Genomic DNA, 13086 nt, shown 5'->3' on the forward strand with positions numbered 1-13086 from the left:
CGGCCCCGGCGGCGAGGATGAAACCGCGATAACGGGCGAGGGCGAGACCGTCACCGCGGAGATGCAGGGGACCATCCTGGAGATCAACGTCGAGGTCGGCGACGAGGTGGCCTCGGGCGACGTGCTCTGCGTCCTCGAAGCGATGAAGATGGAGAACGACGTCGTCGCCGAACGGGGCGGCGAGGTCACTCAGATCGCCGTCGCAGAGGAGGACAGCGTCGACATGGGCGACGTGCTGGTCGTGCTCGACCAGGCGTTCGAGGATCGCACCAACGAGGCTTTACTCGGCCGCTAGCTATTCCCGACAAATGAACCGCCGTCACTATCTTCGAGCGGCCGCCGGCGTCGCCGTCGTCGCGGGCGCTGGCTGTCTCGGCGACGATGGACCGACCGCGCTGTCAGCACCCGAGGACCAGTTGGCCGACCCGGAGGACCTGGCCTATCCAGCCTTCGGTCAGGAGTTGCCCGATGTAACGGTCCCCTCGCCGATCCACGACCGGGAGGTGAACACCCGGGAGTTCGTCGGCGAGCGCCACGCACTGTTGACGTTCGTCTTCACGCGCTGTCACGAGGTCTGTCCCGCGCTCACCTCGAACCTGGCGCAGGTCCAACTCGACGCCGCCGAAGCGGAGTACGCCGACGACGTCGTCCTCATGCCGGTCACCTTCGATCCAGTCTACGATAGCGCCGACGTGCTCCGGGAGTTCACCGAGGCCCGTGGCGCTGATCCGACCGCCGAGAACTGGCAGTTCCTGCGGCCAGAGAGCGAGGAGCGCGCCCAGGAGGTCGTCGGCGAGGCGTTCGGCATCCCGTTCCAGAAGACAGACGCGTTCACGCCCGACGAGGACGTCGAAGAGATGGAGTTCATGCACCAGTCGCTGACGCTACTGGTCAACGTCGACGGCTACGTTGAACGGGCGTATAGCGGCGATGTGCCGCGACCGGACGTCGTACTGGAGGATCTGACCGAGGTTCGAAACCACTTCGAATGAACCGCAGAGAGTTCGTCGCCGCGGCGGCAAGTCTGGGCGTGCTCGGGGGCGGGGCGGCGGTCGCGACGGGCCGACTCGATCTCGGCGGATCGCCGGGCGAGGCGGGGGCCAAGCCGGTCGAAATCGAGACGCTCGACGCGCCCGGAAGCGATGCGGGAACGATTGCTGTCCCCGAAGAGGGCAGAGTGACACTCGTCACCTTCTTCGCCACGTGGTGTCGGATCTGCCGGCGCTCGATGCCGGCGCTCGGGACCGTCTACGACGAGCGCGGCGACGAAGTCCAGTTCCTCTCGGTGACAAACGAGGCCGTCGGCGGGACGGTGACCCGCGAGGACGTCGTCGACTGGTGGGAGCGCCACGACGGTCGCTGGCCGGTCGCCGTCGACACCGATCTGGAACTGACGGCCAGACTCGACGCCTCGTCAGTACCGACCGTGCTCGTTCTCGACGCCGATAACGAGGTTGCGTGGTCGGCCACCGGCGAGAAGACGGCGGCGGAGCTTCGGGCCGGAATCGACCGCGCGGAGGGCGGATGAGTTCACTCGGCTTCCTCGCCACCGCAGGGCTGGCCGCCGGGGCAGGCGTCGCGACCTTCTTTTCCCCGTGTGCGTACGCCCTCCTGCCGGGCTACGTCGGCTACTACGTGGCGTCGACTGGCGAGGACCAACCCCGCTCTCCGGCGCACTGGTCAGGGGCGGTGCCGCGACTGGCGGGGTCTTCCTCTCGTTCGCCGCGCTGGCGCTGGTAGCGGTCGCCGTCCAGCAGTCGATCGAGGCGTATCTCCCGGCTGTCGAACTGTTCGTCGGCGGCGCGCTGGTCGTGCTCGGAATCGCGCTGGCGGCCGGTCGCGGCCCGCGCCCACACGTCTCGTTGCCCGAGCGGCGGACGACAGTGCTCGGGTTCGGCGGCTTCGGCGTGCTGTATGCGCTCGCCGCGGCGGGCTGTGTCGCCCCGCTCTTTCTCTCCATCGTCTTCCAGTCGGTGACGCTCCCGACGGTGGAGACGGTCAGCGTCCTCGCGGTCTACGCCGGCACCGTCGGCGCGCTCATGCTGGCGACGACGGTGCTGACCGCGATCGGTCACGGCATCGGGGTCGACCGGGTGGCGTTGCCGACGCGACGACTCGTCCGGATCGGCGGGGGCGTGCTCGTCCTCGCCGGACTGGCCCAGATCTGGCTGGCGCTCTGAGCGCTTCGGCGCTTTCTTTACCCCCACCCGTTCCTGCTCGTATGCTGACGCTACTCTGGCTGTTTACTCTCGCCGCGGTCGCCACTGCGTTCGTCTGGAAGGGCAGTCTCTATCTCGAAGGCGCGGCCGACCGGTTGGCCCTGTACTACGGGCTCCCGGCAATCGTTCAGGGTTCGATCATCGCGGCGGCAGGCTCTGCTTCCCCGAACTCGCGAGCATCGTAATTTCGACGCTCCGATACGGCGAGTTCGAACTCGGCGTCGGCGCAATCGTCGGTTCAGCGGTCTTCAACATTCTCGTGATTCCGGCGATGTCAGCACTCGCCCGCCGGGGGACGCTGGAATCGAGTCGTGCGCTGGTCTACCGCGAGGCGCAGTTTTATATCATCTCCGTCGCGACGCTGCTGTTGACCTTCTCGCTCGCCGTCATCTACTTCCCGGCTGGCAACGGAGGGCTCGTCGGCGAGATCACTCGGCCACTCGCGCTGTTCCCGATCGGGCTATACGCCGTCTACCTGTTCATCCAGCAACAGGAGACGAGCGATTACGACGCCCCCGCCCCGCCGGAATCGCTGTCGGTCGGCAAACAGTGGGCACTGCTCGCGGCGGGCCTCTTTTTGATCCTCATCGGCGTCGAGTTGTTCGTCCAGTCCGCCCTCGGCCTCGGCGAGTACTTCGGGACGCCCTCGTTCCTCTGGGGGCTGACGATCATCGCCGCCGGAACGAGTCTGCCCGACGCCATCATCAGCGTTCGTGCCGCTCAGGGGGCGATTCGACAGTCAGCCTCGCGAACGTCTTCGGGAGCAATATCTTCGATCTGCTCATCGCGATCCCGATCGGCGTCATGCTCGCGGGGGCGACCGAGATCAACTTCGCGGTCGCGGCCCCGATGATGGCGTTCCTGATCGTCGCCACGATAGCGCTGTTCACAATCGCACGGACGGACTTCGAGATCACCGATCCCGAATCGTGGGTCTTGCTCTGCCTGTACGGGATTTTCGTCTGCTGGATGTTCCTGGAGAGTATCGGCGTGACGAGCGTCGTGTTATAGCAGGCGATCGACCAGTTCGACCGGATGTGGCGGTTGCTCCTCCTCACCATCGTACTCCTCTGCTGGCTTCGACAGGACGTTCCCGGCGCGGTGACGAGTTCGCCGTCGCTGTCCTCGACCTGCTCGAAGAGAATCGAGCCGATAGCCTGGCTCATCGAGTAATGTTCGGCCTCGTAGCCGAAGCTTCCAGCCATCCCACAGCAGCCACTGTCGAGTTCGTCGACGTCGTAGCCCGCCCGTTCGAGAACGTTTGTGGTGTGATGCTCGCGTTTGATCGCTTTCTGATGGCAGTGGCCGTGATACGTCACCGGCTGGTCGCCATCTGTCGGCACGTCGAGCGCGAAGCCGTCGAGATACTCCATGACCCCGTAGCTGTTGCCGGCGACCCGGTCGACGTCCTCGCCGTCGAGCAGGTCGCGGTAGTCCGACTGGACCATCACCGCGTCGGAGGGCTCGATGAAGACGACGTCCCAGCCCTCTCGGACCTTCGGTGCGAGTTCCGAGACGTTCTTTTCCGCTCGGTTCCGGGCCAGATCGAGAAAGCCCTTCGAGAACGGCGGGCGGCCGCTCCCTGTCACGTCTTCGGGGACGTCGACGTGGACGCCCGCCGCTTCGAGGACACGGATCGCCGCCAGCCCGATATCCGGGTCGCTGTAGTTGCTGTAGGTATCGGGGAAGAGCAACACCTTCCGGTCGGCCTCGGCCTCCGAGACTGCCGGGTCGCGGTCGGCCGCCTGATCGACGAGCGAGCGGCGCTCGAAGGTCAGCAGGTCGCGTTCCCGGGCGATTCCGACCAGTTTCTCGGTCAGTATGCCAGACCCAGGTATCTTCTGTGCCCAGTTCGCCAGCGGTGCCGTTGCGCTCCCGACCTTGGCGAGCAACTCGACGTTGGCGAACAGCCGATCACGCAGGTTCGCGCCCTCGCGCTGGTGGTACTCGTGGGTCAACTCGGCTTTGAGCTTCGCCATGTCGACCTCGCTGGGGCAGTCCCGCGCACAGCCCTTGCAGCCGATACAGAGATCGAGCACCTCGGTGACGAACTCGTCGGAAAACGTTTCCTCGTCGGGCAGGTCGCCGCTCATTGCCCGACGGAGCGCGTTGGCCCGCCCACGCGTGCTTGTGACCTCCTCCTCGGCCGCCCGGTAGGTCGGACACATCACGCCGCCAGTGGTCTCCTGTTCCCCTCGACAGCCGCCACAGCCGTGACAGAGTTCGGCCATCCCCTGAAAGCCGTTCTCGTTCTCCCACGAGAGCGTCGGCTCGAAGCCAGCCTCGAAGTCGTAGTCCGGGTCGAACCGGAGGTTCTCGGTCATGTCCGGGGAGCGTCCGCCCTCTCCCTCCTGCGGGCGATAGCCGCAGACCTGTCCCGGATTGAGTAGCCAGTCCGGATCGAACGCCGCCTTCAGATCCCGAAAGACCGTCCAGACGTCGTCGCCGTAGAGCTTGCGGTTCCACCCCGTCCGGGCGCGTCCGTCGCCGTGCTCGCCCGACACCGAACCGTCGTGCTCGACGACGAGGTCAGTGACGGCGTCCGCGACAGACTCCATTCGCTCGACGCCCGCCGACGTCTTCGTGTCGATCAGCGGGCGGATATGGAGACAGCCGGGACCCGCGTGGCCGTAGAAACTGGCGAACGTGTCGTGCGCTGCGAGCACGTCCTGGACGTCGCTGACGTACTCGGGGAGGTTCTCCGGCGGGACGGCGGTGTCCTCGATGAAGGAGATGTGTTTCGCGTCGGAGGTCCGAGAGAGCAAGATCGGGAGCCCGGATTTGCGGAGTTTCCAGAACTCCGCCCGTCGAGCGGGTTCGTGGGCCTCTAGCGCATCGAACGCGGTCACCGGAACCTCGGTGATAAGCCCGGCGTCCGCGTCGGCGTCGCCCGTCGGCGTCGCCGCGGGGACGCGGTCGGCGTACAGATCGGCGACTCGACCGACGCCCTCGGCATCGGTCTCGGCGTAGAACTCCACGAGCAGAGCGGTGTCAGTTCCCTCCGGTAACATTGCGACGAGGTCGGCGAACTCCTCCGTCTCTCGCGCCATATCGAGCAGGACGTCGTCGAGCACCTCCAGAGCGGCCGGATCGTGGTCGAGAATCGGTGCGACGTCTTCCATCGCGTGGCGGAGGTCCTCGTAGCAAAGCAGTGCCAGCGATTTCGTCTCGGGGATCGGCTCCAGCGAAACTGTGGCTTCGGTGATGATGGCGAGGGTCCCCTCGCTCCCGGCGAGCAGGCGTGCGAGATTGACCGACCCGCCTTCGGCTTCGTCGAGCAGTCGATCCAGATTGTAGCCCGAGACGTTTCGTTTCAGTTGCGGGTAGACCTCGCGGATCGACGCATCGTGCTCGTCGATGACGTCGGCGACGCCCGCGTAGATCCGTGCTTCCGGATCGCCGTCCGGGTCGGCGCGCTCGCGGAGCGTCGAAAGCGATACCTCGCCGAACGTCGTGACAGTGCCGTCCGCGAGCACGGCCTCGACCTCCTCGACGTAGGCGTCGGTCAGCCCGTACTTCAGCGAGTGCGCACCGGTCGAGTTGTTGCCGATTGCGCCACCGACGGTACTGCGGTCCCCCGCGGCCGGGTCCGGCGCGAACTTCAGGCCGTGCTGTTCCAGCGCCAGATTCAGTTCGTCGACGACTGCGCCTGACTGGACGCGGACCGTCCTCGCGTCGGGGTCGAACGCCAGCAGGTCGTCCATGTACCGATCGAAGTCGAGGACGACGGCCTCGTTGACCGCCTGTCCAGCGAGGCTCGTTCCGCCCCCACGGGGGAGTACCGGGATCAGCCGTCGCGCACAGTACTCCATCACCGCGGCGACGTCCGCGGTCGAACGCGGGTAGACGACGCCGATAGGTGTCACCTCGTAGGCGCTGGCGTCAGTCGCGTACAGTCCCTTCGAGTACTCGTCGAAGCGGACGTCACCCTCGATCAGGCGTTCGAGGTCGTCGACCAGACCGCTCCGACGAACCTCGTCGCTTCGGTAATCGTACGATGCTCGCGGGTCGGCGGACGGTGGATGCAGGGAGTCGCTCATAGATCTGTGAGGGGGCGTTCCGGACATGGACCGCCCGTGGAATCGAACTAGTTATGTATGTCTGACTTGGCGGTAATGAATGGTTCGGGATATCGCCCCGCACGTCTGGGCTGTATCCGTGGATCTCCAGTTTTTTGCCCGGCTTCGTTACAAACAGTCAGGGGATCCGGGAGAGCCATGCGTAGTGTTAGCACCATCCGCCCCGAATTACGGCAAATAAATTATTACCCCGGGGCACGTTACGCAACGTATGGCCACAAGGATCCGAAAGCCGCGCTCCCGTGAATGCGAACTCTGCGGCCGACAGGAAGCCTGGAGCGATGAAAAAGGCACGTGGGAGATCGTCAGTGCCGATGGCGAGCGACAGGTGGGCAATCCCCACTGCATCCACGAGTGGGACATCACGGGCGCGTTCACGCCGATCGAGCGGACCGACGCATAACGGTCTCGTAGCTTTTTCTGCTCTCGTCCCCGTCGTACACCCATGCCCACTGCGTACATCACCGCGCCGCCCGAGGCGGCCGACGATATCGCTCGAACGCTGGTCGCGGAGCGACTCGCCGCCTGTGTGAACCGCATCGACTGCGAGTCGACCTACCGCTGGGACGGCGCGGTGCACGACGACGCCGAACAGATCCTGTTAGCGAAGACGACGGGGGAGGCGTATCCCCGACTCGTCGAGCGCGTTGAGGCGCTTCACCCCTACGATGTCCCCTGTATCGAGCGGTTCGACGAAGCAGGGATGCTCGACGCGTTCGCGGACTGGCGTGCGGGTGCAGTCGAGTAATCGGCCGCCGGACACGGTAAAATCGGGAGCCAGATTGTGTGAGGGTGTCACATAGTAGCACGGCCACGACAGAAAGATAATCCTTAAAAATCGCGCGGCGGTTCTACACCATATGGCTGGAACTATCGAAGTACTCGTCCCCGGTGGCCAGGCTGATCCTGGCCCGCCGCTCGGACCGGAGCTCGGCCCGACCCCCGTGGACGTGCAGGCAGTTGTACAGGAAATCAACGACCGCACGGAAGCGTTCGACGGCACCGAAGTCCCCGTCACCGTCGAGTTCGAGGACGACGGCTCGTTTACCGTCGAAGTCGGTGTCCCGCCGACGGCCGAACTGATCAAGGACGAGGCCGGCTTCGACACTGGCAGCGGTGAGCCTCAAGAGAACTTCGTCGCGGACCTCTCGGTCGATCAGGTCAAACAGATCGCCGATCAGAAACACGCAGATCTGCTGTCCTACGACCTCAAGAACGCCGCGAAGGAAGTCGTCGGCACCTGTACCTCGCTCGGTGTCACCATCGAAGGCGAGAACCCGCGCGATTTCAAAGAGCGGATCGACGCCGGCGAGTACGACGACCAGTTCGAAGCGTAATCGACGCCATCGCTTCTCACCCTCGCTTTTACTGTGTTCGACCGGTAGCTACGGGCACGTATGGCCGAACCAGCAGCGCGCGACGACCCGGACAGTACGGTCGACCCCGAGCATCTCGAGGGGCCGGTCCTCCTGTTCGACGGGGTCTGTAACCTCTGTAACGCCTCGGTGCAGTTCATCATCGAGCGCGACGACGAGGGCGTCTTCTCCTTTGCTTCGCTCCAGTGGGACAGCGCGGACGAGCTGCTGGATGCCGTCGGCGCGCCACACGGCGACCTCGATTCGGTCGTCCTGATCGAGGACGGTCAGTACTACCGCAAGTCCTCGGCCGCGATTCGCGCCGCGCGCCACCTCGGCCTCCCGTGGTCGCTGCTCGCAGTGGGGACGATTCTACCGAAGCGAGTTCGGGACCGGATATACGACTTCGTCGCCGAACACCGGTACGGCTGGTTCGGCAAAAAGGATCAGTGCATGATCCCGGACGAGGACGTCTCGGATCGGTTTCTTGATTGAGGATGCTCGTCGTGGGAGTTCGCGATCAGTTCCGGATCAGCAGCCCTCGAACGTCGATCCGAATGGTGCCCGAAGCCATGCCACAGGCCCCCGAACGGGGCCGTACCCCCAAAATCTCGCGTCCGTAACGACGACTTTAAGTGTCGCATCGGACTCGTTACGGGTGAGACAGGCTACGCCTGTTTCACTGACCCGTAGGAGCATACCCTGCGTACTACGGAGGTGAACGATGGCAGATCAGGAACTAGAGCAAGCAGTATCGCGCGCACTCGAGGATGCACCTCCGCGGAATTTCCGCGAAACGGTGGACCTTGCAGTGAATCTGCGCGATCTTGACCTTAACGAACCGTCGAATCGAGTCGACGAGTCCGTGGTCCTGCCCAGCGGTACTGGACAGGAGACACGGATCGTCGTGATCGCCGAAGGCGAGACAGGCCTTCGAGCAGAGGACGCCGCTGACGAAGTTCTCGACAGTGACGACCTCGCAGATCTGGGAGACGACGACGACGCGGCGAAGGATCTCGCCGAGGAGACCGACTTTTTCATCGCGGAGGAATCCAAGATGCAGGACGTCGGTCGCTATCTCGGTACGATCCTCGGGCCTCGCGGTAAGATGCCCGAGCCGCTGTCGCCCGACGACGACGTCGTCGAAGTCGTCAACCGGATGAAAAACACAGTGCAGATCCGTAGCGGCGACCGACGCACATTCCACACGCGCGTCGGTGCCGAGGACATGAGCGCGGAGGAGATCGCTGACAACATCGACGTGATCCTTCGCCGTCTCCACGCGGATCTCGAGAAAGGTCCACTCAACCTGGACACCGTCTTCGTGAAAACGACGATGGGTCCGGCCGTGGAGGTGGCCTGAGATGAGCGCCGAAGCGGAGCGCAAGACGCAGAACCTGCCCGAATGGAAGCAGGCCGAAGTCGACGCGCTTGTCGAGGTCATCGAGAGCTACGACAGCGTCGGCGTCGTCAACATCGCGGGGATCCCCTCGCGACAGCTCCAGGAGATGCGCCGCGACCTGCACGGGAGCGCGGAACTGCGCGTCAGCCGCAACACGCTGCTCGCGCGAGCGCTCGAAGCGGTCGACGAGGGCATCGAAGAGCTTACCGAGCATATCGAAGGCCAGGTCGGCCTGATCGGGACGAACGACAACCCGTTCGGACTGTACCAGCAACTCGAAGCGTCCAAGACGCCCGCACCGATCGGTGCTGGCGAAATCGCGCCGAACGACATCGTCATCCCTGAGGGTGACACCGGCGTCGATCCGGGGCCGTTCGTCGGCGACCTGCAGACGGTCGGCGCATCGGCGCGGATCCAGGACGGTTCGATCAAGGTCACCGAGGACTCGACCGTCCTCGAGGCCGGCGGAGAAGTCTCACAGGACCTCTCGAACGTCCTCAGCGAACTCGGTATCGAGCCCAAGGAAGTCGGGCTCGACCTGCGATCGGTCTTTTCCGAGGGCGTCATGTTCGCACCGGAAGACCTCGACATCGACGTCGAGGAGTACCGGACGGACGTCCAGACGGCGGCCGCTCGCGCACGGAATCTCTCGCTCAACGCCGAATACCCGACCTCGTCCACCGCGCCGACGCTCATCGCGAAGGCGACCGGCGAGGCCAAGAGTCTGGGTATCCAGGCGTCTATCGAGAGCCCCGACCTCGCGGGCGATCTCGTGAGCAAGGCGGACGCACAGGTCCGCACGCTTGCCGCGCAGATCGACGACGAAGAGGCGCTTCCCGAGGAGCTCCAGGGCGTCGAAGCCCCCGCCGCTTCCGAGGAAGTTGACGAATCGAGCGACGAAGAAACCGCGGACGAGACCGACGAGGCAGACGACACCGAAGACGCCGACGACGATGACGACGACGACGACGGCGACGACGGCGACGCCGCGGAAGGTCTCGGCAACATGTTTGGGTAACTACCAATGGAATACGTTTACGCAGCACTCATCCTGAACGAGACGGGCGAAGAGATCAACGAAGAAAACCTTAACGGCGTCCTCGAGGCCGCTGGCGTCGACGTGGAAGAGTCCCGCGTCAAAGCGCTGGTCGCCGCTCTCGAAGATGTCGATATCGACGAGGCAGTCGCCGAGGCCGCAGCCGTCCCCGCAGGGGCGCAGCGGCAGGCGGTGCCGCGGCGGAAGCCGAAGACGAGGAGACCGACGAGGCCGAGGAGGCCGAGGAAGGCGAAGAAGACCTTCCGGACACGACCGACGAAGACGATGACGAAGACGAAGATGCCGATGGCGAGGGCCTCGGCGAGCTGTTCGGTTAAATCGTCGGAGACCAGTTCCCGATTTTTTTGATGTAACGCCAGCCAGCGACGGCTGTCGCGCGCCGGAGCCGTACGTATTAGGCTGGGCGAGACCATCCGTCTCGTATGGACCGGATCGAAGCGGTCACGTTCGACCTCGACGACACCCTGCTTCAGTACCGTCGCTCCCCTGGCGCGGTGCTTCGCGCGTCGTTCGAGCGTCTCGGGGTCGACCCGCTGTTTGCCGTCGAGGAGTACTACGCCCGGTACGACGAGTTCGCGGAGACCTGTGATTCGATGGACCAACTGCGTTCCGACTGTTTCGCCGCCCTCGCCGCCGGGAACGGCTTCAACCGGGAGCGTGGCCGGGAGGTCGCGGCGACGTTCAGCGACGAGCGCGATCAGTCGAACGTCGAACTCCTCCCTGGTGTCGAGCGCGTCCTGACCGCAGCCAGTCGTCAGTATCCGGTTGCAGTGGTCACGAACGGCGCGCCCGATGCACAGCAGGAGAAATGCGACGCGGTGGAGCTAGAGCGGTGGGTCGAGCGGATAGTCGTCGCCGGGCACGAGACGCCGCCGAAACCTGCCCCCGACGCCTTCGAGCGGGCGCTCCAGTCGCTCGACGTCGCACCCGACCGGGCCGTCCACGTCGGCGATTCGCTCGACACGGACGTTGCTGGGGCGAGCGCGGCCGGACTCCATTCGGTGTGGGTCGGCCACGGGAATCCGGAGACCGTTAAGCCAACCCATCAGGTGGAAACCGTCGAAAACGTGCTATCGCTACCGTGGCTACGCGACGGATCGGACGACGCCAGGTGACTGCGGGCGCTGATATGCATGTATATGCATAATTGTCCCTCTATACAGGTGGAGATGCACACGAATCCGAGAGTTTGAAGGCCACGGCGAGCGCCCACCTACGTAATGACGGAGATCATCGACGGGAACGCAGTCGCAGACGACATCCGGGCGGAGCTTTCCGAGAGCATCGATGCGCTCGCCGACGCGGACGTCACGCCGGGGCTGGCGACTGTGCTCATGAGCGACGACGGCGCAAGCGACACCTACGTCTCGATGAAACAGCGCGCCTGCGAGGAAGTCGGGATCAACGGCATCCACGTCGAAATCGACGCCGACGCGCCCGCCGAGGAACTGTACGACACCATCGACGACCTGAACGACGACTCCGAGGTCCACGGCATCCTCGTCCAGATGCCCGTCCCCGACCACGTCGACGAGCGGGAAGTGATCAACCGGATCGACCCCGCGAAAGACGTCGACGGCTTCCACCCCGAGAACGTGGGCAAACTCGTCGCGGGCTACCCGCGATTCAAGCCCTGTACCCCCCACGGCGTCCAGAAACTGCTCGCATCTGCGGATGTCGACACAGAGGGGAAAGACGTGGTCATCGTCGGGCGCTCGAACATCGTCGGGAAGCCCCTTGCAAACCTGCTGATCCAGAAGGCCGAGGGCGGCAACGCGACGGTGACGGTCTGTCACTCCCGCACCGATGATCTCGTGGCGAAGACCCAGTCGGCGGACATCGTCGTCGCGGCCTGTGGCGTCCCCGAACTGGTCGACGGCGAGATGCTCTCGGAGGGTACCGTCGTGATCGACGTGGGCGTCAACCGCGTCGACGCCGACACCGAGAAAGGCTACGAACTCGTCGGGGACGTCGACTTCGAGAGCGCGAAGGAGAAGGCAAGCGCTATTACGCCTGTGCCGGGCGGCGTCGGCCCGATGACCATCGCGATGTTGTTGTACAACACGACGAAAGCGGCGAGTCTCTCGGAGGGCGTCGACGTCGAGTTGCCCTGAGACTCCGCGATCAGCGTCTCACGCCTGTCTCGCCGACCATCTATCAGCGATACCGAGTACCAAGAGTACCACAGCAACGATCATTGTGACCGGGACGACTGTCGAGATACCGATTCCGAGGCCTGTAACTGCAGCGTCGACAGTTAGCCCCTCTCGGAACAGGCCTACCGCGACCCCGCCAACGAGGAGGGCTACAAACCCGATCCGGAAGGCTTGGAGTAGCTTCTGCCGGTGATCCATTGTCGTGAGAGTAGTTCGTCATGTATCGACTTATCTTTTTGCTGTACCGGGCCCAGTTCGTGGCCGAGTTCGGTTCTACTGGCTCTGTTGAACTCCCCGAAGCTGATAGAAACCGCGTACTGAAGAAAGACTGTGGATTCAGCATGGAGGTTCCTGCAGTGAGAGGGCGGCCCCCAGCGACACTTTCCTCTACATATCACAGGTCAGCATACCGTGCCGTTGTTTCAGTCTACTACCGGTTCTTTATTGCTTACATCTGGCGATGATACCAGATTCGGAGCGAGCAACTCAGCTGGCAACTGTGAGCCTACCGCAGTCAGTGTAACCTGATTCTGTTCTGAATCCCAGGTGAGAAGTTCTGCTTCCGCCAGCTCCGGAAGACGGACGTGGTGAAGCCTGACCCTCATCGTGTCGGATCTCTCCTCAGTGGAGCCATACCCCCGCTTGAGGAGCTGCTGTGCCACGTCCTCGATTTGTGCCACTTGAACGCCTTTGAGGTATTGGAGCAACTCCCGGCTCTCCTCATGGGCCAGGGCGGCATAGATCGTCTTCCATGCCGCACGGTCTACGGTTGTCATCAGAGAGTAGTTCGATGCAATCTCTACTGAGTCTTTGCCTGT

Annotated in this window: 13 protein-coding genes and 4 pseudogenes; 14 read left to right on the forward strand and 3 right to left on the reverse strand. The window is 64.1% G+C overall.

Going from position 1 to position 13086, the window contains the following annotated elements; genetic code table 11:
* Positions 1 to 28: 28 nt before the first annotated feature.
* From ACFQH2_RS08250 to ACFQH2_RS08270, 5 genes and pseudogenes are all read left to right on the forward strand, one after another.
* Positions 29 to 295: pseudogene (locus ACFQH2_RS08250) on the forward strand (biotin/lipoyl-containing protein); the annotation flags it as partial.
* A gap of 13 nt (positions 296 to 308) precedes the next feature.
* On the forward strand, positions 309 to 992 hold the full coding sequence (locus ACFQH2_RS08255) for an SCO family protein (protein WP_377052598.1): 684 nt from the start codon (positions 309 to 311) through the stop codon (positions 990 to 992).
* Entirely contained in the window at positions 989 to 1528 is a 540-nt protein-coding gene (locus tag ACFQH2_RS08260; RefSeq protein ID WP_377052600.1) for a TlpA family protein disulfide reductase, read from the forward strand. The genes ACFQH2_RS08255 and ACFQH2_RS08260 overlap by 4 nt, the downstream gene beginning before the upstream one ends.
* A 67-nt stretch (positions 1529 to 1595) precedes the next feature.
* Positions 1596 to 2180, forward strand: coding sequence for a cytochrome C biosynthesis protein (locus tag ACFQH2_RS08265; protein ID WP_377076632.1), 585 nt, complete (start codon positions 1596 to 1598; stop codon positions 2178 to 2180).
* A gap of 41 nt (positions 2181 to 2221) precedes the next feature.
* Positions 2222 to 3230, forward strand: a pseudogene (locus tag ACFQH2_RS08270) (sodium:calcium antiporter).
* Here the strand turns inward: ACFQH2_RS08270 and ACFQH2_RS08275 are convergent.
* Positions 3225 to 6259 (reverse strand): annotated as a pseudogene (locus ACFQH2_RS08275) (FAD-binding and (Fe-S)-binding domain-containing protein). The pseudogenes ACFQH2_RS08270 and ACFQH2_RS08275 overlap by 6 nt on opposite strands.
* A 250-nt stretch (positions 6260 to 6509) precedes the next feature.
* On the opposite strand from ACFQH2_RS08275, the gene ACFQH2_RS08280 reads away from it, so the two are divergent.
* The 9 genes and pseudogenes from ACFQH2_RS08280 (at position 6510) to ACFQH2_RS08320 (ending at position 12226) form a co-directional block, all read left to right on the forward strand.
* Complete coding sequence (locus tag ACFQH2_RS08280) at positions 6510 to 6701, forward strand: HEWD family protein (RefSeq protein WP_377052608.1); 192 nt, start codon at positions 6510 to 6512, stop codon at positions 6699 to 6701.
* A 42-nt stretch (positions 6702 to 6743) separates the two neighbouring features.
* Complete coding sequence (gene cutA / locus ACFQH2_RS08285; protein ID WP_377052610.1) at positions 6744 to 7046, forward strand: divalent-cation tolerance protein CutA; 303 nt, start codon at positions 6744 to 6746, stop codon at positions 7044 to 7046.
* Positions 7047 to 7158: 112 nt separating this feature from the next.
* On the forward strand, positions 7159 to 7635 hold the full coding sequence (locus ACFQH2_RS08290; protein ID WP_377052612.1) for a 50S ribosomal protein L11: 477 nt from the start codon (positions 7159 to 7161) through the stop codon (positions 7633 to 7635).
* Positions 7636 to 7695: 60 nt separating this feature from the next.
* Positions 7696 to 8148 carry a thiol-disulfide oxidoreductase DCC family protein gene (locus ACFQH2_RS08295; RefSeq protein ID WP_377052614.1) on the forward strand — a complete coding sequence of 151 codons (453 nt, stop codon included), beginning with the start codon at positions 7696 to 7698 and terminating at the stop codon, positions 8146 to 8148.
* A gap of 229 nt (positions 8149 to 8377) precedes the next feature.
* A complete protein-coding gene (locus tag ACFQH2_RS08300; protein WP_377052616.1) occupies positions 8378 to 9016 on the forward strand; it encodes a 50S ribosomal protein L1 in 639 nt (212 codons plus the stop codon).
* A gap of 1 nt (position 9017) precedes the next feature.
* A complete protein-coding gene (locus tag ACFQH2_RS08305) occupies positions 9018 to 10073 on the forward strand; it encodes a 50S ribosomal protein L10 (protein WP_377052618.1) in 1056 nt (351 codons plus the stop codon).
* Between the two features lie 6 nt (positions 10074 to 10079).
* Positions 10080 to 10429 (forward strand): annotated as a pseudogene (gene rpl12p, locus ACFQH2_RS08310) (50S ribosomal protein P1).
* Between the two features lie 105 nt (positions 10430 to 10534).
* Complete coding sequence (locus ACFQH2_RS08315) at positions 10535 to 11227, forward strand: HAD family hydrolase (RefSeq protein WP_377052622.1); 693 nt, start codon at positions 10535 to 10537, stop codon at positions 11225 to 11227.
* A gap of 105 nt (positions 11228 to 11332) precedes the next feature.
* A complete protein-coding gene (locus tag ACFQH2_RS08320; RefSeq protein WP_377052624.1) occupies positions 11333 to 12226 on the forward strand; it encodes a bifunctional methylenetetrahydrofolate dehydrogenase/methenyltetrahydrofolate cyclohydrolase in 894 nt (297 codons plus the stop codon).
* An 18-nt stretch (positions 12227 to 12244) separates the two neighbouring features.
* Here the strand turns inward: ACFQH2_RS08320 and ACFQH2_RS08325 are convergent, their stop codons facing one another.
* Entirely contained in the window at positions 12245 to 12466 is a 222-nt protein-coding gene (locus ACFQH2_RS08325) for a hypothetical protein (protein WP_377052626.1), read from the reverse strand.
* A 224-nt stretch (positions 12467 to 12690) separates the two neighbouring features.
* The gene (locus ACFQH2_RS08330) at positions 12691 to 13044 is read right to left on the reverse strand and encodes a DUF7344 domain-containing protein (protein ID WP_377052628.1); all 354 of its coding nucleotides are present in this window, start codon (positions 13042 to 13044) and stop codon (positions 12691 to 12693) included.
* Positions 13045 to 13086: the final 42 nt, after the last annotated feature.

The sequence above is a fragment of the Natronoarchaeum sp. GCM10025703 genome (genome assembly GCF_042661985.1).
Classification (GTDB): domain Archaea; phylum Halobacteriota; class Halobacteria; order Halobacteriales; family Natronoarchaeaceae; genus Natranaeroarchaeum.

What these genes read in the sequence shown, in the direction of transcription:
- ACFQH2_RS08255 (WP_377052598.1), top strand. Translation starts at nt 309, where the DNA reads ATGAACCGCCGTCACTATCTTCGAGCGGCCGCCGGCGTCGCCGTCGTC.
- ACFQH2_RS08260 (WP_377052600.1), top strand. Translation starts at nt 989, where the DNA reads ATGAACCGCAGAGAGTTCGTCGCCGCGGCGGCAAGTCTGGGCGTGCTC.
- ACFQH2_RS08280 (WP_377052608.1), top strand. Translation starts at nt 6,510, where the DNA reads ATGGCCACAAGGATCCGAAAGCCGCGCTCCCGTGAATGCGAACTCTGC.
- cutA (WP_377052610.1), top strand. Translation starts at nt 6,744, where the DNA reads ATGCCCACTGCGTACATCACCGCGCCGCCCGAGGCGGCCGACGATATC.
- ACFQH2_RS08290 (WP_377052612.1), top strand. Translation starts at nt 7,159, where the DNA reads ATGGCTGGAACTATCGAAGTACTCGTCCCCGGTGGCCAGGCTGATCCT.
- ACFQH2_RS08295 (WP_377052614.1), top strand. Translation starts at nt 7,696, where the DNA reads ATGGCCGAACCAGCAGCGCGCGACGACCCGGACAGTACGGTCGACCCC.
- ACFQH2_RS08300 (WP_377052616.1), top strand. Translation starts at nt 8,378, where the DNA reads ATGGCAGATCAGGAACTAGAGCAAGCAGTATCGCGCGCACTCGAGGAT.
- ACFQH2_RS08305 (WP_377052618.1), top strand. Translation starts at nt 9,018, where the DNA reads ATGAGCGCCGAAGCGGAGCGCAAGACGCAGAACCTGCCCGAATGGAAG.
- ACFQH2_RS08315 (WP_377052622.1), top strand. Translation starts at nt 10,535, where the DNA reads ATGGACCGGATCGAAGCGGTCACGTTCGACCTCGACGACACCCTGCTT.
- ACFQH2_RS08320 (WP_377052624.1), top strand. Translation starts at nt 11,333, where the DNA reads ATGACGGAGATCATCGACGGGAACGCAGTCGCAGACGACATCCGGGCG.
- ACFQH2_RS08325 (WP_377052626.1), bottom strand. Translation starts at nt 12,466, where the DNA reads ATGGATCACCGGCAGAAGCTACTCCAAGCCTTCCGGATCGGGTTTGTA.
- ACFQH2_RS08330 (WP_377052628.1), bottom strand. Translation starts at nt 13,044, where the DNA reads ATGACAACCGTAGACCGTGCGGCATGGAAGACGATCTATGCCGCCCTG.